At 39.7% G+C, this 18,907-nt stretch carries 14 protein-coding genes; 9 read left to right on the forward strand and 5 right to left on the reverse strand.

Annotated features, from left to right (window positions below):
- Positions 1-8: 8 nt before the first annotated feature.
- Complete coding sequence (locus tag CBW18_RS16900; RefSeq protein ID WP_088302601.1) at positions 9-3,290, reverse strand: SusC/RagA family TonB-linked outer membrane protein; 3,282 nt, start codon at positions 3,288-3,290, stop codon at positions 9-11.
- 180 nt (positions 3,291-3,470) lie between these two features.
- Complete coding sequence (locus CBW18_RS16905; RefSeq protein ID WP_088302507.1) at positions 3,471-4,052, reverse strand: HD domain-containing protein; 582 nt, start codon at positions 4,050-4,052, stop codon at positions 3,471-3,473.
- Between the two features lie 146 nt (positions 4,053-4,198).
- Here CBW18_RS16905 and CBW18_RS16910 point away from each other — a divergent pair, with 146 nt between their 5' ends.
- From CBW18_RS16910 to CBW18_RS16925, 4 genes are all read left to right on the forward strand, one after another.
- Positions 4,199-4,777: a helix-turn-helix domain-containing protein gene (locus CBW18_RS16910; RefSeq protein WP_088302508.1), complete on the forward strand. Its 579-nt coding sequence runs from the start codon at positions 4,199-4,201 to the stop codon at positions 4,775-4,777.
- Positions 4,778-4,854: 77 nt separating this feature from the next.
- On the forward strand, positions 4,855-5,538 hold the full coding sequence (locus CBW18_RS16915) for an HAD-IA family hydrolase (protein ID WP_088302509.1): 684 nt from the start codon (positions 4,855-4,857) through the stop codon (positions 5,536-5,538).
- Positions 5,539-5,547: 9 nt separating this feature from the next.
- Positions 5,548-6,861 (forward strand): DUF5690 family protein, encoded by a 1,314-nt coding sequence (locus tag CBW18_RS16920; protein WP_216359259.1) that lies wholly within the window; start codon positions 5,548-5,550, stop codon positions 6,859-6,861.
- Complete coding sequence (locus CBW18_RS16925) at positions 6,858-8,000, forward strand: TIGR03364 family FAD-dependent oxidoreductase (protein WP_088302510.1); 1,143 nt, start codon at positions 6,858-6,860, stop codon at positions 7,998-8,000. Before CBW18_RS16920 ends, CBW18_RS16925 begins: the two co-directional genes overlap by 4 nt.
- 217 nt (positions 8,001-8,217) lie before the next feature.
- Here the strand turns inward: CBW18_RS16925 and CBW18_RS16930 are convergent, their stop codons facing one another.
- From CBW18_RS16930 to CBW18_RS16940, 3 genes are all read right to left on the reverse strand, one after another.
- The gene (locus CBW18_RS16930) at positions 8,218-8,763 is read right to left on the reverse strand and encodes a transposase (protein WP_088299538.1); all 546 of its coding nucleotides are present in this window, start codon (positions 8,761-8,763) and stop codon (positions 8,218-8,220) included.
- A 437-nt stretch (positions 8,764-9,200) separates the two neighbouring features.
- Positions 9,201-10,511, reverse strand: coding sequence for an amidohydrolase family protein (locus tag CBW18_RS16935; RefSeq protein ID WP_088302511.1), 1,311 nt, complete (start codon positions 10,509-10,511; stop codon positions 9,201-9,203).
- A 1-nt stretch (position 10,512) separates the two neighbouring features.
- Positions 10,513-13,533: an amidohydrolase family protein gene (locus tag CBW18_RS16940; RefSeq protein WP_088302512.1), complete on the reverse strand. Its 3,021-nt coding sequence runs from the start codon at positions 13,531-13,533 to the stop codon at positions 10,513-10,515.
- A 115-nt stretch (positions 13,534-13,648) separates the two neighbouring features.
- On the opposite strand from CBW18_RS16940, the gene CBW18_RS16945 reads away from it, so the two are divergent.
- The 5 genes from CBW18_RS16945 (at position 13,649) to CBW18_RS16965 (ending at position 18,677) form a co-directional block, all read left to right on the forward strand.
- A complete protein-coding gene (locus tag CBW18_RS16945; protein WP_088302513.1) occupies positions 13,649-14,092 on the forward strand; it encodes a cytochrome B in 444 nt (147 codons plus the stop codon).
- 508 nt (positions 14,093-14,600) lie between these two features.
- Positions 14,601-15,998, forward strand: a complete 1,398-nt coding sequence (locus CBW18_RS16950; protein ID WP_172406558.1) for an anthranilate synthase component I family protein — start codon at positions 14,601-14,603, stop codon at positions 15,996-15,998.
- Positions 15,999-16,022: 24 nt separating this feature from the next.
- Complete coding sequence (locus tag CBW18_RS16955) at positions 16,023-16,607, forward strand: aminodeoxychorismate/anthranilate synthase component II (RefSeq protein WP_088302515.1); 585 nt, start codon at positions 16,023-16,025, stop codon at positions 16,605-16,607.
- A 53-nt stretch (positions 16,608-16,660) separates the two neighbouring features.
- Complete coding sequence (trpC, locus tag CBW18_RS16960) at positions 16,661-17,443, forward strand: indole-3-glycerol phosphate synthase TrpC (RefSeq protein ID WP_088302516.1); 783 nt, start codon at positions 16,661-16,663, stop codon at positions 17,441-17,443.
- A gap of 154 nt (positions 17,444-17,597) precedes the next feature.
- Positions 17,598-18,677, forward strand: coding sequence for a mechanosensitive ion channel family protein (locus CBW18_RS16965; RefSeq protein ID WP_088302517.1), 1,080 nt, complete (start codon positions 17,598-17,600; stop codon positions 18,675-18,677).
- Positions 18,678-18,907 lie beyond the last annotated feature (230 nt).

The following is an 18,907-nucleotide window of genomic DNA, read 5'->3' on the forward strand; positions in this document are numbered from 1 at the left end:
TGTCAAGGTTAGAAAGAAGCGTTTAGGTTGATGCCAAAACTGCGGATAGTTGGCGACTGTAAACCGGTTGAGGGCGTGGCATAATTATACTGATCAAGGTCTACATCCTTAAAGCGTTTATCTTTATAGAAGTACAATAAATTCCGGCCATACAACGATAATGAAGCTTTTTTAATAAAGGTTTTTTCCAGCAATTCTTTAGAAAATTCATATCCGAGAGTTACTTCGCGCAGCTTGGTAAATGTTTTACTCATCAGGTTAGCCTCGTCTACCCCGTAATATTTACTGACATAATCCTGTACAAAGGCCACCTGTGTGTTCGGAGCGTATTGTAAGGCTGCATAATTAAGCACGGCGCCAGTATTGGAGTCATAATTAATTGAAGCGCCGTTAGCAATCACTACACCTTCTCCAACGTAAGTGCCATTATAACCTTTCTTTCCAAAATTTGACCAATCCTGGTATCTGGCGGCACCTAAAGCACCTTCTGCAGTTTCTGCATTTGAACCACCACGCATGGTTTTGTTGTGCATGTAATCAACAATTACACCACCAACATTCCCATCAAACTGGATGCCCAGGCTTAGGTTTTTATATTGGAATTTATTGTAAATGCTCCAGTTAAATCTGCCGATTTCGTTACCCAGAAACTGGGCTGTTGGGTTAACTAATGGTTTGCCTGCCGCATCATTGATGATTTTTCCATCCGGTGTTCTTACAAATGCGCTTCCATATAATTTATCTGTACGGTCTCCTGCTTTAAAGAAGGTAGCATAAATGCTTTGGCCCTGCGGAAGTTCTTTATAAACTTCTTTGTAAGTAGCAATATTGGTTAGGATATTCCAGCTAAAGCCGTCTGCCTGCTTAAAAACATCACCGCTTAATGAGCCTTCGTATCCGGTTTTCTTCGTTTTAAGCGCATTCAGGTATTCAATGGTGTAACCTGTAGCCGTTGAAATGGCATTTGGTAAAATTCTTGGCCCATCAATATACTGGAAGGCTGTTCCACTAAAAGTTAACCTGTTTTTAAGAAACCTGATGTCAAAGCCTTCCTCATAATTTACACGCGTTGAGGTTTTAATCCCATTCTGATATAAATAATCAGAAGCGTAACCTGCGGTTTGACTATTATAAGGTTTGCTCGTGGCGTAGGAAGTATTTAAAGAATAATCAGGTCCATTGTATGGAGAGCTATATGTCGTGCCATAGCCCAGTGGGTTGTTAAAAAGTGATGCACCCGTGCTGCCACCCAAGGCCGTAATGGAACTGAATGGGGCAGGACCTATGGTGGTAGAAGTGGCATCAGATCGAATATTGGAGTATGATGCCCTGGCTTTTAAAAAGCTGATAAACGCTGGCATTTTAACATAATCAGAGATTACTGTTGCTGCTGATAAGCTTGGGTAATAATAGGTGGTTGGAACCTGAAAGGCAGAAGATTTATCTAAGCGGCCTGTGCTTGAAATCGTTGCATATTTGCCTAAGCTTAAATCCAACGAATAATAGGCACTTAATACCCGCATGCCAGAGTTGAAACTGGTAGACTGGATTGGATTTTTAGAGTTGCTGAAAGCATAAACTTCAGGAACATTCAGGTAATCGGTAGAGGTCCAGCTGGAATTATAAGACATGTTGCGCATGTTTCCGCCGATTAAACCAGAAATATTCAGGAATTTTTTAATGGTATAATCGTAATTTACCATCAGCTCCGTGTTGTTATCGAATAAGTCGCGGCGATCTTCACGGTAATCCCCTTCATTGCCTTCACGTCCGTAAGGATGGGCAGAAAAAGGCATTTTCTCTGTGCGCAGGATATTGTAGGTATCAACCTGCGAGCGCAAGGTGGCATTCAGGTTCGTGTTGATTTTGTAATTGGCTAAAAGGTAGCCGGTGGTATTTGTTTTATAGTGGCCACGTGTCCATTCTTTCACCATAAACCAGGGATTGTGGTAACGGGTATATTCTGCAAATTGTTGTTGAATCCCTTCTTTACCCGGTTGCCAGATGGCTTTAATATCAGGTGCGTTCACATCCCAGTCTGCCCCAGTCCAGATGGCCATGTTGTAAATTAAACTGTTTGGGCCATATTGTACATCTGGAAAATTATCAGTGGTTTGGCGGTTGAAGTTAACATTACCTTCAAATTTCCAGCGTGGGCTGGGGTTGAATGAAGCATACATGTTGACATTGGCAATATCCAGGTATTGCTCAGGAATGTAACTGTCCTGGTGTTGTTGCGAAGCAGAAAAACGGATGGTATGGTTTTCGCCGTTGGAGGTTAAGGCGATATTGTTATTCGTTTGAACTCCGGTGCGTAAAAAGTTATTTAAGTTATTTGCACCCCGCGCGGTATAAGGTGTTGGCTGGCGTACACCGTTCACGATAGGGCTGTCATATTGTGCAATTAATTGTCCGTTGAAGTATGGCCCCCAAATGTCATAATCAGAATCTACACCCCCCGGTGCGCCACCTTTACCATCAACAAACTGATAAAAAGTATTTTCACCCGCCCCATAAGCATGCTGTATTCTTGGGAAGGCCAAAAACCCCTTGTTGATGACCGTACTGCTGTTCACATCAATGGTTAAGCCTTTTTTGTTTTTGTTGCCTTTTTTGGTGGTAATCAGAATGGCACCATAAGATGCCCTGTTGCCATAAAGTGCGGCTGCAGCGGGACCCTTTAATACTGTATAGGTATCAATATCATCCGGACTGATATTATAGGTATCTGTATTGATGGGGAAACCATCCACCACATATAAAGAAATGGTATTTCCGCGAATGGCTACATTTGGCGAGCCTAATAATTCAGCAGAAGGACCTACTGATAATCCGGCCACTTTGCCAATTAAGCCGGTTACCGGATTGGGATCACGCGCCAGGGTAAGATCATCTCCCTGAACGGTAGATACGGCATAGCCAATTTTACGGTTATCCTTTTTTACACCTAAAGCCGTTACCACAACTTCATTAAGTGTTTGGTTATTCCCTTGCAGCGTGATGGTCAGCGGGTTCGTACTGTCAATAATGGTCGCTTCCTGGCTGTTGAAACCTACAAATTGAAACTGAAGTGTTTGACCGATATTTGCTGATAAGATAAAGCGGCCATAATTATCAGTAGTTGTGCCAACTTTAGAATCTTTGATCATGACAGTTACTCCGGGAAGAGGCTGATTGGTCTCATCATTAACCACACCTGAAATCTTGGTTTGTGCCAGTAAAATTAGCGGAGAAAGGAAGCACATCACCAGGAGTGCGAGCCTTTTTAAATTGGGGTAAAAAGCATCCATAATTGCCAAATAATTTGATTTAATATTATTTGGCAATACTAAACTTTGTTTATTATTTGTAAACTAATTTTAAGTTATCTAAACTTTAAAAGTTTGTTTACTGATCATTAACAGATTTCAGTTTTGGTAACTAAATCAATACAATTAGGTTAAGATGATTTAACACCAAAGCAATAATTCCTATTTACGATGGCTTAAATGTGTTATGGCAAGCGCCTTAAGCTGATCTAAATTATTGATCGGGATCGCTGTTAATTTCGCTTCATCATCCCAAAAACGCATGCGGATAATAATATCAAGATCAGGATCAGCTTCAAATGCAGCTGCTTCGGCTGCATGCATTGGTCCGCCTTGAAAGCCTAAAGTAATGCGACTGGCCGGAGAGAGCTTGTCAAAATATTCGGGATATTTATAAGTGAGATAGCGTTTAGCAATCACATGTCCGTTTACCAGTTTGGCCAAACGCGGGGAGAAACCACGTGCCAGCAGGTAATCAGCTCCGATCTGCTCATGATTTACATTACCCATGCCATCCATGCTTCCCACTGCTGAACCTGCTGCACATAAATGTCCGATATCATGAAAGAAAGCTGCAAGTACAACTTCATCATCATAGCCTTCTGCAAGTGCCAGGTTTGCTGCCTGCGACATGTGCTCCAACTGGGAAACAGGTTCTCCGATGTAATCATCATTTCCATATGCCTCATATAAAGCGAACACTTCATCAGCAATAAGCTGAGGATTTAAGGGTTTTTCTGTCATGCGATCTAAAAAAACGCAAATAAAAGCAATTCATGTTAGCACAGAATTAAATTTTTGTGACCTTCTTACTTGATACTAAAATATTTTAAAAGCCTTGCCATGCTAAAATTTATTCTCTAATTTCCGCCCTTACAAAAATCAGATCGATGGAAGATGATGTACTGATACAGATCAGTAACCGTATTAAAGACAGGCGACGTGAGAAGAATATTACGGTGCAGGAACTTGCCTCCAGGGCAAATGTTAGCAAGGGATTAATTTCGCAGATTGAAAATAGCCGTACTGTACCATCTTTAATCGTACTCATTGATATTATTAAATCTTTAGAAATTGATTTAAACATATTTTTCAAGGATATTAAATACAATGGCAAGGAGTTTCCACTTTTGATCCGCCGTAAGGAAGCTTACGAGCATTTTGAAAAGGAAGATGCTATAGGTTTTAATTACCAGCGCATCTTTACACAATCTATTAAGAAATCAACCATAGATATCGTTATTCTCGATTTGGAACCCGGTGCCCAAAGACCGCAGATCCAAACGGAAGCTTTTGAATATAAGTACATCTTAAACGGGTGTATTGATTACCATTTTGGGGAGGAGGTGTATAGCCTGAAGCAAGGTGATTCTATGCTGTTTGATGGGCGTATGGCGCATACCCCAAAAAATTTGGGTAAAGAAAAAGCCAGTATGCTGGTGATCTATTTCTTTGAAGAAATCAGCTAAACTTAAATTTATCTTAACATTAAGGTAGTTTTGTAATAATAAACTAAGTTTAATTTTGCTAAACAAAAGATTTAGCAATGTCCATTAAACTCGTAGTGTTTGATATGGCCGGTACCACGGTCAAAGATGAAAATAAAGTTACGCAAACTTTCAAAAGTGCCTTACATCAGTATGGTTATGATGTTCCTGATCACATCATCAACCCTTTAATGGGCTATAAAAAAATAGTGGCGATTACCAAAATGCTCCACTTATATGAAGCTGATGCTTCGAAGATTACACCAGTTCTTATTGATCAGATCCACGAGACCTTTGTACGCCTGATGATTGAATATTATCAGCAGGCCGATTTTCTGGAGGCCTTACCAAATGCAGCGTCAACGCTCCTGGCCTTAAAAAAAGCAGGTATTCAGGTAGGCATCAACACGGGTTTTTCAAGAGATATTGCCGAAGTGATTATTAAAAGACTCGAATGGCGGGAGAAAGATATATTTGATTACCTGGTTTGTTCGGACGAAGTAGCAGAAGGTCGCCCCAATCCAGGGATGATTAACCGTTTGCGGCAGCTGGCCGGTATTGCTGAAGCAGATGAGGTGGCGAAAGTTGGTGATACCGAAGTGGATATCCGCGAGGGGCAGAACGCAGGTTGTAAATATGTCATTGCGGTAACCACCGGTGCTTTTACCCGTGCCGCGCTGGAGCCCTACCATCCCACGCATATTATTGATAACATTGCTGATGTGCTTGGCATCGTTTTATAAATAATCGCGATGGGCTTAGCAAAAATTTTACGGGCAAAGATAGCCCATTGGCCTTATGCCCTTACGTCGGTTATATCGGCTTTGGCTGCTTTTGGGGCCTATTCATCTATGTATGCCTTCCGCAAGGCCTTTGCTGCAGGTACATACGCGGGGCAGCAGTATTTTCATATTGATTATAAAGTATGGCTCGTTATTTTTCAGATTGTAGGTTATACACTGAGTAAATTTTATGGCATCCGTTTTATTGCCGAACTTAAGAGTAAGCGCAGGGGGGCTACCATACTGCTGCTGGTAGGTATTTCGTGGCTGGCTTTGCTGGGCTTTGCCCTCGTACCGGCACCCTACAATATGCTGTTTTTATTTATGAATGGTTTCCCTCTGGGTTTAATATGGGGTCTGGTATTTGGCTATCTGGAAGGTCGCCGTTCTACCGAATTTATGGCTGCGGTATTATCCATAAGCCTTATTTTCGGTTCAGGTTTCGTAAAAACAGTTGGCCAAACGCTTCTGCACGCTTACCATGTAAATGAATACATGATGCCATTTTTAACGGGTGCATTATTTGTAATCCCGATTATATTTTTTGTCTTACTGCTCGAACTCATGCCGCCGCCTACAGAAAAAGACCGGCTTCTGCGCACTGAACGTAAGCCCATGACGGCTTCAGAAAGAAAACAATTTATCAGTCGCTTCCTGCCCGGCATTATCCTTACTTTAATCATCTATGTTTTGCTTACGGTGATGCGTGATGTGCGTGATAACTTTGAAGTGGAAATCTGGAACAGCCTGGGGATTACCGATAAGAACATTTATGCGAAAATAGATAGCCGGATTTCGATCATTGTACTGGTTGCCATGAGCTTGCTTTTTCTGATCAAAAGAAATTTAAAAGCCTTCAGTATTATCCACCTCTTCATTATAGGGGGCTGCATTTTAATTGGCGTATCCACCCTTATGTTCAGTTTACACATGGTTGGCCCCGTAGCCTGGATGACAATGGCTGGCCTAGGGCTCTATCTGGGTTATGTGCCTTATAATGCCATCTTTTTTGAACGGATGATTGCCACCTTTCATTATAAAAGCAATGTGGGTTTTGTAATGTACCTGGCCGATTCTCTGGGCTACCTGGCCAGTGTAAGTGTATTAATCGTGAAAGAATTCGGAAAGCCGGATATCAGCTGGGGGAATTTTTTTAGAGAAGGTATAATCCTGGTCGCCGTTATTGGAGGCCTTTGCAGCATCTTATCCTTAATTTATTTTTTTCAATCTGCACGCAAGGGCACTTCTGCTGCGGCAACACCGTTAAAATTTTCAACCATATGAATCAACCATCTGCCATCGTTATTGGAGCCGGCATTGTAGGTTTGGCCACCGCCCGGGCACTTGCCATCAGGGGATTTGAAGTAACCGTATTTGAACGTCACGAGCATGCAGTTGGTGCATCTATCCGCAACTTTGGGATGGTGTGGCCAATAGGACAACCTACGGGCCCCCTTTTTGAACGTGCAATGTTATCCCGCAGCATCTGGAAACAAATTTGCATGGAGGCCGGTATCTGGCATGATGAGGTAGGTTCCTTACACATCGCCAATAGCGATGATGAACTTGCAGTGATGACTGACTATGTAGAAATGAATCAGGCTTATCGCGATTGTACATTGCTTACACCTCAACAAACTTTAGCCAAATCAAACGGCGTAAATCCTGCTGCGTTAAAAGGCGCCTTGTGGAGCGGGATGGAAATGATTGTAGAAGCCCGCGTAGCCATTGGTAAAATAGCCGGTTATCTGGAAGAAAAATATGGGGTAAATTTTCACTGGAATACAGCCATTAGCCAGGTAGAAAATTCAACTGTAAAATCAGGATCACGAAGCTGGCAGGCTGATGAAATCTTTATTTGCAGTGGTGCCGAATTTGAAACCCTATATCCTGAAATTTTTATGCAGCAGGGCATTACCAAATGCAAATTGCAAATGTTACGCATCATCAGTCAGCCAGAGGGCTGGCGTATGGGGCCGGCATTGTGCGGAAGCCTGAGTATGATCCATTATCCCGGGTTTCACGCCACACCATCTCTATCCCAGCTGCGTAAACGTTACGAAGTGGAATATGCAGAATATTTGAAATGGGGCATCCATGTAATGGCCGCCCAAAACCATACCGGAGAAATTACCATCGGCGATTCGCATGAGTATGGCCTGGTTCATGATCCTTTCGACAAGGATTTTATCAACCAGCTGATTATAAAATATTTAAAAACCTTTACTCATTTTAAAGATAACAGCATCATCCAAACCTGGAATGGCATTTATCCGAAAATGAAAAACGGCGAAACCGAATTGGTTATGGCGGTAGCACCAGGGGTAACCATCATTAATGGTTTAGGTGGTAATGGCATGACTTTATCTTTTGGATTGTGTGAGCAGGTAATCGGTGCACGGTTTAGTTCACAAACCTTGTAGGTTTTATAATCTGTAAGGTTTAATGTGGTTATAACTGCTTCATTAACTCTAAAAATTATTTCATGAAGATTTGCTTGATACATTGTATTTGTTCAGGAATTAAAAATTAATCATCATGCTAATTGATAAACTTCTACCAGGCTATTTAAAGTTTACATAATTAAAGTTAGATTTTATCGGTTGGTGTCTCACCAACCGAAACCTGACACCGCTTCAATTAATCTCTAAAATGAGTAAGTATTTTAAAGTTATCAATCCCGTTTTCATAAAAACCAGCACTACTCCAGGTATAATCTTCTATAGATTCGCATAAATTCCATTTTTCCTTAGTTGGATTTTCATGTATATAATCTAATTTCTGAATTAATATACCTTCAGAACTTAAGGGGATAGCCAAAGGGTCTCGCTTCCAAAACTGGTAGTTACGGTCTTCTTTTATTGATCTATATTTCTTAAGTAAATTTGGTGAATGAGTTATTAAATGTTTTCTAAATTGATGGGCGGTAAATTTTGTGAAACTTGCTGCAGGACTTTCTTTCCCATTTAGCTTTAACATATTCCAGATGAGATGGATATGATTAGGCATAATAACATAACCATAAATCTCTATTAATTTCTGTTGAGTTAGATACTGAAGAGAATTAATAACAATCATCTTAAAATGATCATCTGCCAGTAAGTGATCAAAATGGCAGATAGTGTCTGTGTAGAAATAAGGATAATTATAATCCATTTGTCCCTGTCTTTTGTGAAAAATACTCATAATACTTTTTTTAGATTAGAGGGACAATAAAAGCAATATAGGATTTTTCAGGTTAATATTTCGGTTGGTGAGACACCAACCGATAGGTAAAGTTTATGATGGTTTTTATAGACAAGTAAATTTTCCTTCTAATTTTTTCGCTAATTCATTGGTAATTAATCCATCGATAGCAAATGATATTGAAAGTGTTGAGGTTTTGTACGGTGATGAGAGCATCCCCCTATGATTTTACGCCTGTTTCAAGATTTGACGAAACTGAAAGACATATTTATGCTTCTAAAAATGAATATCCATTACAATTTGGATTAAAAATTGCATTTAAAAATGGTATTATAGTTTATAAAGTAATTTCCTTTTAGTGATCGGTTTTTTAAATTAGATTTAAACAAAAACGGCCAATAAATTAATATTGGCCGTTTACTATTAAACTATTTAATTTACTTTTTCTCAGCGGCATATTTGTCGCTAAACTTCTTATCCAGCTGCTTGTGCAAATTATCCAGATTAATATCCCTGCCCTGAATAAAAGCCTGTTCTACTTTGTTGGTTCTCATATCTAGCGCATCACCTGCAGAAATAAAGAATGTGGCGTCTTTGCCTGTTTCAATGCTTCCGGTGGTTTTATCAACGCCCATTACTTTTGCGGCGTTTAAGGTGATGGTAGATAATGCCTTTTCTTTATCTAATCCCCAGGCGGTAACGGTACCCGCCATAAAAGGCAGGTTGCGTTGTTGCCAGTAACCATCAATACTTAATGCCACATTTAAACCTGCATTAGCCAAAATAGCTGCATTTTTATAAGGCATGTTCACATCATCATCGTTATTGTTTGGCAGGGCATGAGGTTGTTTAACCACCAGGCTGATGTTGTTTTCTTTTAAAAAATCGATCACCAGGTAAGCTTCATCAGCACCCGTGATTACAGGCGTAATGCCATATTTCTTGGCAAAGTTAACTGCCGCAACAATATCCTTCTGACTATCGGCTGTAATAAATAATTTTTCCTCACCTGAAAATACTCTTTTCATGGCTTCGAAACGGGTATTAATCACTTCAGGTTTGCCCAAATTAGCATAAGCCTTTGCTTCAGCAAAGAAAGAATTTAACTGATTAATAGAATTTGCCGTTCTTTCGGCCAATGCTTCTGGCGACAATTGCGGTCTGCCAAACCCTCCGAAACCACCTCTAAAACGTGGCGTAACCGGCCAGGTCATGTGCATGGCATCATCTTTTCTGAGTGCTGCATCTTCCCAGTTCCAGGCATCCAACTGTACCACTGATGAGCTTCCGGAAATGATTCCGCCTTGCGGAGTAGGTTGCGCCATTAAAACACCATTGCTCCTTAAAGTTGCAGGTACCTTTGAATCGGTATTATAAGCCACAATGGAGCGGATGTGAGCATTGAAATCACCGATCTCCTGAAAATCGAGGGTTGCTTTCACCGCTTCAATTTCTGTTAATCCTAAATTGGTGGTAGCAGCGATAAAACCTGGATATATATGTTTTCCGTTGGCAGAAATCTGGGCGACATCACCTTGTGGTACTTGTCCGTTGGCTGTAACAGAAACAATTTTTCCATTACTAAAAATGATGGTTCCATTTTCGATGACGTTGCCATTGCCAACATGTACTGTTGCGCCTGAAATAGCAATGGTTTTGCTTTGTTTTTTAGCTGGCGAAATGTTTGCCTGCGCAAAACTCATCAGACTTGTTGCCGAAAAAGCCAGACTTAATAAATAGGTTTTCATATTAGTGTGCATGTTCGTTCTCGGTTAGTTCTGCTGAATAATTTTCTAATGTTTCGCAATTATATAAGCGAGGAGCATCGCCTGTGGGGCGTTGCATTTTTCCACCTTTACTTTTACTTTCCAGCATTTTCTGGATTAAACGTGCTTTTTCTGCTTGTTGAGATTTAATCAGCTGCGCATCTTTTTCAATGTCCCAGTAAGCAATCCCATCAACAAAAGTCTTCTCCGCTTTGGCATAAATAGAAAGTGGATTAGCCGTCCAGATCACTACATCTGCATCTTTGCCTGCCTTTAAGCTGCCTACCTGATCAGCTATGTGAAGCATTTTAGCCGGGTTCAACGTCACAAATTTCAAAGCATCTTCTTCCGGAACGTTACCGTATAAAACTGATTTTCCGGCTTCCTGATTTAAGTGACGTGCCATCTCTGCATCATCAGAGTTGAAAGCGGTAGTTACACCCACATTGTGCATAATTTTTCCGTTGTAAGGAATGGCTTCAGCCACCTCATTTTTATAAGCCCACCAATCTGAGAAAGTAGAGCCTGCAATACCATGTGCCTTCATTTTATCGGCCACTTTGTAACCTTCCAAAATGTGCGTAAATGTGTTGATTTTGAATCCTAAGCTATCGGCAACATGAATTAACATATTAATTTCGCTTTGTACGTAAGAGTGACAGGTAATAAAACGTTTGTTGTTCAATATTTCTACAATCGCATCCAATTCCAAATCTCTGCGAACGCTATTGCCTTTAACCGACATGGCTTTTGCATATTCTTTAGCTCGGGTAAATTCATCCACAAAAGTCTGTTCTACCCCCATCCGCGTTACCGGGAAACGGGCACCTGTACCGAAGTTACTTTGCTTTACGTTTTCACCCAAAGCGAATTTGATGAAGCCATCAGCACCGGCAAATTTTAATTCTTCCGGTGATTTACCCCAACGCAGTTTAATTAATTGCGACTGACCACCAACCGGGTTTGCAGAACCATGCAAGATATGTGAAGTGGTTACACCACCAGCCAGCTGGCGATAAATATTCACATCCTCAGAGTTGATGATGTCGGCAATACGAACTTCTGCAGATACCGATTGTGCCCCTTCATTAATGCCGCCACTACCCGCAATGTGTGAGTGTTCATCAATAATGCCGGCAGTGATGTGCTTGCCTGTGGCATCGATTACTTTTGCACCACCAGCCGAAAGGTTTTTACCTACTGCCTTGATTTTTCCGTTTTCTAAAAGTACATCGGCATTTTGAAGAATACCGTCTTTTTCATTGGTCCAAACGGTACCATTCTTAATTAAAACAGTTTCCTGTTTTGGTAATTCTGTAGCACCAAAGGCACCAAAAGGGTAAATTACCGATCCAGCTGCAAGGCTTGGTTTAGGCTCATCTTTCTTTGGCGTCTCTTTGCCCGCCTCTTTATAAGTCGCCGTAAATTTTCCTGTTGATCCATCAGCCAATGCAGATTCACCTTTAATGGTAATTGGATTTGCAGAAGTAATGTAGCCGCTTAAACGAACATCACCTTTAGGATTTTTCTTTAAATTAAAATTAATGCTGACCCAATCGCCATTTCTGGTGAAAGTGGCTGTAGTTTTAACACTATCTGTACCAGTTCTCTCGATGGCTGCGGTTGACCCACCACCAGTTCCGGTAATTTTTAAGGTTAAGGCACCCACACCATCAACATTCAGATTATAGGTTCCACGAACATCACTTACATCCATTTTATTTACAATGAAACGTTTGCCCTGTACCCAGTTTTCGAAAATGATGTTTCCGTTTTTGAAAAGGTTATCTGATGAAATCAGGAAGTTGGCCACTTTGCCTTTTTCTAATGAGCCAACCTTATCATTGATGCCTAAAAGTTCTGCAGGAATAGTGGTGACTGCTAGTAGGGCTTGCTTTTCAGTTAAGCCATTTTCAATTGCCGTGCGGATATTCGCCCAGAAATCTCTGCTACTTTCTAATCCAAATGCTGTTAAGGCAAATTTAACGCCCGCTTTTTCTAAAACTGCCGGATTAGTAGGTGCCAGTTCCCAGCCTTTCATTTGGGCTAAAGTTAAATTTCTGGCTTCAGCAGGATCTTCCACATCATAAGCTTTTGGGAAGGCCAATGGAATAATTAAGCTTGCACCTGTTGCTTTAACCTCATTAATGCGTTGATATTCGTCTCCTCCGGATTTGATGATGTACTTTTTGCCAAATTCTTTGCCGATTTTATCTGCACGGAGTACGTTTGCCCAACCATCTACCTCAAATATTTGTGGAAGTGCTTGTTGTTTAGCAAACTCATCTAAAGATATATTATATTCCGCTTTTTGTTTGCTATACCACTGGGCATCATAATAGGTTTGGCGCAGTAATGCAATTGAACCCATTAAAGATGTTGGGTAATCATTTGATGACGTCCCTTTATTGAAGGAATAATTTGCTGCAGTTTGATCTTTTAGAATTAAGCTGTTGTCTGCATCTTCATTTAAGGTTACGGCTGCAGAAACACCTCTGGCAATCCCATCCCGGTTAATGACGTTAACACTGCCGAAGCCTACTTTACGTAATTCATCAGCTTTTTTGCTGTCAGCAGAAAAAACATTCTTAACATAAGTTTCAGGTTTGATGGCTTCATTCCAGCCATAAGCCCCTTTTTTAGTTGAAACAAATATCGATTGTCTTTGTGCACCAAATCCGCGTGGTTGAGCAGCCGCTTCTGTAATGCCATAACTGGTAAAGGCATCAATTAAAGAAGGATAGATAAATTTTCCTTTCAAATCTACGATCACGTATCCTTTTGGTACCGATAATCCGGCGCCCACCGCCTGAATAGTCTGGCCTTTAATTAAAAGTGTAGCATTTGTTAAAGTTTGGTTGGCATTAACTACGATTGTTGCGTTGGTAAAAGCAAACATTCCAGGCCTGGTATCATATGAACCATTTACAGGAAAGGTAGTTTGCTGAGCAAATACGAATGTAGTAGAAAATACCAGCCCAATGGCGAGTAAAATTTTCTTCATAATAAGTTTAGGGGTTTAATTTTGTTTAAAACTAATATAAATAAGCGTTGAATATGTTCAATAACCTATTTTTTACAATTAATGTCTATTTTTGAGGAAACATATTTGAATTAAAATGTATAGTATCTTAAAATCTGCGCACTCCGGATGGCGCTACATCGTATTAATTTTATTATTGGTGGCTGTTATCAATGCATTATCTGGCTGGTTTGGTAAAAAAACGTATACTGAAGGTAATCGTAAGTTGAATGTATTTACACTCATTAGTGCACACATCCAATTTTTATTAGGTCTAGTGCTTTTCTTTTTAAGCCCTTTAACTAAATTGCCAATGAGTGATACCATTGGTAGATATTTCAAAGCAGAGCATACTTCTATGATGCTTATTGCTATTATTTTAATTACAGTAGGTAATGCTAAATCAAAAAAAGTGGCTGATGCTCTTGCAAAACACCGCACCATCGCTATTTTCTTTGGCCTGGCGTTGGTTATTATTATCGTATCGATCTTAATGATGACTAAGAGTATTCCGGGCAGAACATTTTTCGGGGTTTCTTAGTTGGTTTTAACCGCCAAGAAACGCTAAGCTTTTCGCAAAGTAGCGCAAAGGTTTAACCACAGCGCAACTATATATTTACAAAGGGCATAAAGCAAAAGGCTTTGTGCCCTTTGTAATTTAACTCCATTTGCTCCTTGGTTGTCATTTAAAATACCAGCTTGAAGTTCTTTGAGTTTGTTCTTTCCGCCCTTTGCGGTTAAATGTTATCATGCTTAATGATCTTGGTGAACTTCATTGTTAAATCTATTTTTAATTTATTTTCATAAAAATTTCCGTTTTTCAAAATTCTTTATATTTTTGCTCCTCATGATCAACAATATACATACATGGCTTTGGCAAAGTAATTCGAACGAATTGCGCTGGCTGCGTATGAACAAAATATAGTTTATCAACCTAAACCTTATTAAAGAACCATTAAAGCCCGGCGTAGAACCACACGCCGGGCTTTTTATTGTTGAAAAAAATACGAGAATGCAAACCATAAGCCTTACACCATTTTACCTTTATCATGTATAAAATAAATACGACTTACAAAAAAATGCTTGCCGATACCACTACGCCTGTGAGCATTTATTTACGCTTACGTGATGTGTACCCGAACAGCATCTTGTTGGAAAGTTCAGATTACCATAGTAGAGAAAACTCCATGAGTTTTGTTTGTGCCGATCCTGTTGCTGGTATCATTTTAAAAGGTTCGCGACTGGAAACTTATTTTCCTGATGGGACGGTTGAAATTACCGAAAGCAAGAACCTGATTGATGAAATAGCGGATTTTAAAGGCAAGTTTAAGGAAACAGAATTGCCTGAAATTAAATTTATTTCGAGTGGTTTGTTTGGCTATTTTACCTGGAATGCTGTTCAGCATTTTGAAGATATTAAATTTGTTTCTGAAACACCAGATGGCGAAGAAATTCCGGAAATGCAATATCATTTGTATCGGTACCTGATCGCTATTGATCATTTTAAGAACGAAATTACCTTATTTAAAAATACATTTGATGAGGAAGAAGAGGGTGGCCTCGAAAAAATGGAATACCTCATCCAGAATAAAAATTACCCTGAATATAAGTTCCAGATCAGGGGGGAAGAGTCTTCAAACCTGACCGATCAGGGATTTATGGATTTGGTAGAGAAACTTCAAAAGCATATTTACCGCGGTGATGTATTTCAGATCGTTCCTTCCAGAGCATTCAAACAGGCTTTTTCTGGTGATGAATTTAATGTATACCGTTGCCTGCGTTCGATAAACCCATCGCCTTACCTGTTTTATTTTGATTACGGGGATTTTAAGCTTTTCGGTTCTTCACCGGAGGCACAGATTACCATCAAAAACAATTCAGCTAACATTTTCCCCATCGCAGGAACCTTTAAACGTAGTGGAAACGACATTGAAGATGCAGAACAAGCGAGAAAATTAGAGCAGGATCCGAAGGAAAGTGCCGAACATGTGATGCTGGTTGACCTGGCCCGCAATGATTTGAGCAGGCACTGTAATCGGGTGGAAGTGAAGTCTTTTAAAGAAGTTCAATATTATTCGCACCTGATCCACCTGGTGAGTAAGGTAAGCGGGCATTTACAGGAAAATGTAAGTGCTTTTAAAGTCGTTGCAGATACTTACCCGGCCGGAACGTTAAGTGGTGCACCAAAGTACAAAGCCATGCAGCTGATTGATGAAAATGAAAAATTGGGGCGGAATTTTTATGCCGGTGCCATTGGCTTTATGGGTTTTAATGAAGATTTTAACCATGCCATCATGATCAGAACTTTTATGAGTAAAAATAATGAACTGCATTACCGTGCAGGTGCAGGCATTGTGGCAGATTCTGTTCCTGAAACAGAAATGCAGGAAGTGAATAATAAAATTGCAGCCTTGCGGAAAGCAATTGAGATGGCAGCAGGTATCTAGTTTGGAGTGAAAGAAGAAATTACAATGGAAAATATAGATAAAAAAACCGTACTGGTCATTGATAACTATGATAGTTTTACTTATAATCTGGTTCATTTGATCAATGAGGTGGGCTATGAAGCTGTAGTATGGCGAAATGATAAATTCGATCTGGCAGATGTTGCCCGGTACGATAAGATTTTGCTTTCTCCGGGACCAGGGATACCTGAAGAAGCTGGGTTGCTGCTGGATGTAATCAAAACCTATGCACCAACAAAAAGTATTTTTGGTGTATGTTTGGGGCAACAGGCAATTGCAGAGGCATTTGGAGGTACCTTGCTGAATCTGGGCAGGCCCATGCACGGCATTGCAACACCTGTAACAGTGGTAGATGGTGATGAACCTTTGTTCTGGGAATGTCCCCAAACAATTAATGTTGGCCGTTACCACAGTTGGGTGGTGAGCAAAGAAAACTTTCCGTCGTGTTTAAAAATTACGGCCAGGGATCATAAAAGTGAAATAATGGCGTTAAGACATGAAACGTTAGATGTGCGGGGAGTACAGTTTCATCCTGAAAGTGTATTAACAGAGCATGGTAAACAAATGATGGAGAATTGGTTGACTTCTTAAAAGGTCTTTGTCATTGTTTGTATCTCGTAATGACAACTAAAATTTAAAAAAAAATGAATATTTTAGATAAAATCGTATTACGAAAAAAAGAAGAAATTGCTGATGCAAAGCAGTTAATTTCTGTACAGGATTTAGAAAAGGCAGTTCATTTTAAAAGGACTCCTCATTCATTCAAAGAATTTTTGCTGGCTGAAGATCGTACAGGAATTATTGCAGAGTTTAAGCGCCGTTCGCCGTCTAAAGGCTTGATTAACGGTGTTGCTGATGTGGCTGAAGTTACGCAGGCTTATAATCGGGCTGGTGCCTCTGCACTTTCCGTGTTAACCGATATAGACTTTTTCGGTGGTAAAACCGATGATATACTGGCGGCCAGGGCTGCAAATGATATTCCTATTCTGCGGAAGGATTTTATGATTGATGAATATCAGATACTGGAAGCAAAAGCCTGGGGTGCCGATATCATTTTACTGATTGCGGCGATTTTAACGCCAAAACAGATTAATGATTTTGGAAAATTTGCACATGATCTGGGTTTAAATGTTTTATTGGAAGTGCATAACCTCGAAGAATTAGAACGAAGCATTTGTCCGAACCTGGATGCCATTGGTGTAAATAACCGGAACCTGACCGATTTTACAGTTGATATTCAAACTTCTTTTAATCTGGTGAACAAAATCCCTAATGAATTTTTAAAGATTTCAGAAAGTGCCATCAGCGATCCGAAAACTATCAGCGCTTTAAAGGCTGCCGGTTTCCATGGTTTTTTGATTGGCGAAAATTTCATGAAAACTTCCGATCCCGGAGCTGCAATAAAAGAATTTATAGCACAGATTTAATGCTGCTAAGTTTTATGCCACAGATTTTCATAAATTATTTTTAATCTATGAATCTGTGGCACTTTTATGTATAAGAATGGCTTTCCAAACAATCATTAAACGCTGTTGTTAGATAGAGGAATAAGCTCTAATATTTAACCAACAAATTTCGTTTATGCAGTATCTCGACCACTTTTTTGGTTACCCCATCCCTTTGTTATTAAAAAATGTGATTATTGGTTGTATTGCCATTTTATTGGGAATCATTATAAAATTTATAATCAGTAAAACTTTCATTCTACTTTCACGCTGGTGGGATTCTATTGTCATTAAATCTACCATCAAACACCTTAAAAGGCCGGTAGCGGTATTTATACCTTTATTGCTGCTCAATTTTTCGCTGGATTTAATGGTAATGCCTGCCAAAGTCAGGGTGCCGGTTGAAAAGATGCTCGAAATGGCACTTACGGTAACATTTTCCCTCATTCTAATCCGATTAATTAATGTACTCGAAGATTTTTTATTTTTAAAATATGATCTTAACAAGGAGAATAACTTAAAGGAAAGAAAGATTCGTACGCAATTACAATTTATCAGGAAATTTATTGTTTCACTGATCATTATCGTTACCGCCGCCATCATTTTATTGAGTTTCGAAAGTATGCGTAAAATAGGTGCTGGTTTACTTACAGGTGTAGGAATTGGTGGTATTATCATCGGTTTCGCCGCACAAAAATCTTTAGGGAATTTACTGGCTGGTTTCCAGATTGCATTTACACAACCCATACGTATTGATGATGTTTTAATTGTGGAGGGAGAATGGGGACGAGTGGAAGAAATAACATTGACTTACGTGGTCGTAAGTATCTGGGATCAAAGGAGGTTGATTTTGCCCATCACTTATTTTATTGAAAAGCCCTTTCAAAACTGGACCCGGGTATCAGCTGATTTGCTTGGAACGGTTTTCCTGTATATGGATTATACGATTCCAATTGAACCACTTCGGCAAGAACTGACCAGGCTTTTAACCAGCAATCCGCTTTGGGATAAAAGGGTAAATGTGGTTCAGGTAACGGATACCAATAAAGATGGTTCCATCGAAATCAGGTTTTTAATGAGTGCCTCAAATTCTTCAAGGGCTTTTGATTTACGCTGTAATGTTAGGGAAGCAATGATAACTTTCATCCAAAATAACTATCCTGAAAGTTTACCAAAAACAAGGCTGGAGTACAAAGATAAATTTGCAGGTTTATAGAATCTTCAGAGTCTAAGATATTTCTTGGGTAAAATATTCTCAATTCTAATGGGAATAAACTTTTCTATAGAAAAAATTTATAGAAAGGTTTTTAACTTGCAATGCAATCTTGAATTTATATCGACCATGTGTAAAATTAAACATTTGTGTATGCTTTTTTAAGCGGTTAAATTGATAGATTTCGAAAAAAGGCAAGAAATGTTCGGAAAGTATGATTTTAACTACCTGTA

Origin of the sequence: Pedobacter sp. AJM, from assembly GCF_002197755.1 — a bacterium.
Taxonomy (GTDB): Bacteria; Bacteroidota; Bacteroidia; order Sphingobacteriales; family Sphingobacteriaceae; genus Pedobacter.

What these genes read in the sequence shown, in the direction of transcription:
- CBW18_RS16945 (WP_088302513.1), top strand. Translation starts at nt 13,649, where the DNA reads ATGTATAGTATCTTAAAATCTGCGCACTCCGGATGGCGCTACATCGTA.
- CBW18_RS16925 (WP_088302510.1), top strand. Translation starts at nt 6,858, where the DNA reads ATGAATCAACCATCTGCCATCGTTATTGGAGCCGGCATTGTAGGTTTG.
- CBW18_RS16905 (WP_088302507.1), bottom strand. Translation starts at nt 4,052, where the DNA reads ATGACAGAAAAACCCTTAAATCCTCAGCTTATTGCTGATGAAGTGTTC.
- CBW18_RS16935 (WP_088302511.1), bottom strand. Translation starts at nt 10,511, where the DNA reads ATGAAAACCTATTTATTAAGTCTGGCTTTTTCGGCAACAAGTCTGATG.
- CBW18_RS16955 (WP_088302515.1), top strand. Translation starts at nt 16,023, where the DNA reads ATGGAAAATATAGATAAAAAAACCGTACTGGTCATTGATAACTATGAT.
- CBW18_RS16900 (WP_088302601.1), bottom strand. Translation starts at nt 3,290, where the DNA reads ATGGATGCTTTTTACCCCAATTTAAAAAGGCTCGCACTCCTGGTGATG.
- CBW18_RS16940 (WP_088302512.1), bottom strand. Translation starts at nt 13,533, where the DNA reads ATGAAGAAAATTTTACTCGCCATTGGGCTGGTATTTTCTACTACATTC.
- CBW18_RS16915 (WP_088302509.1), top strand. Translation starts at nt 4,855, where the DNA reads ATGTCCATTAAACTCGTAGTGTTTGATATGGCCGGTACCACGGTCAAA.
- CBW18_RS16950 (WP_172406558.1), top strand. Translation starts at nt 14,601, where the DNA reads ATGTATAAAATAAATACGACTTACAAAAAAATGCTTGCCGATACCACT.
- CBW18_RS16910 (WP_088302508.1), top strand. Translation starts at nt 4,199, where the DNA reads ATGGAAGATGATGTACTGATACAGATCAGTAACCGTATTAAAGACAGG.
- CBW18_RS16920 (WP_216359259.1), top strand. Translation starts at nt 5,548, where the DNA reads ATGGGCTTAGCAAAAATTTTACGGGCAAAGATAGCCCATTGGCCTTAT.
- CBW18_RS16930 (WP_088299538.1), bottom strand. Translation starts at nt 8,763, where the DNA reads ATGAGTATTTTTCACAAAAGACAGGGACAAATGGATTATAATTATCCT.
- trpC (WP_088302516.1), top strand. Translation starts at nt 16,661, where the DNA reads ATGAATATTTTAGATAAAATCGTATTACGAAAAAAAGAAGAAATTGCT.
- CBW18_RS16965 (WP_088302517.1), top strand. Translation starts at nt 17,598, where the DNA reads ATGCAGTATCTCGACCACTTTTTTGGTTACCCCATCCCTTTGTTATTA.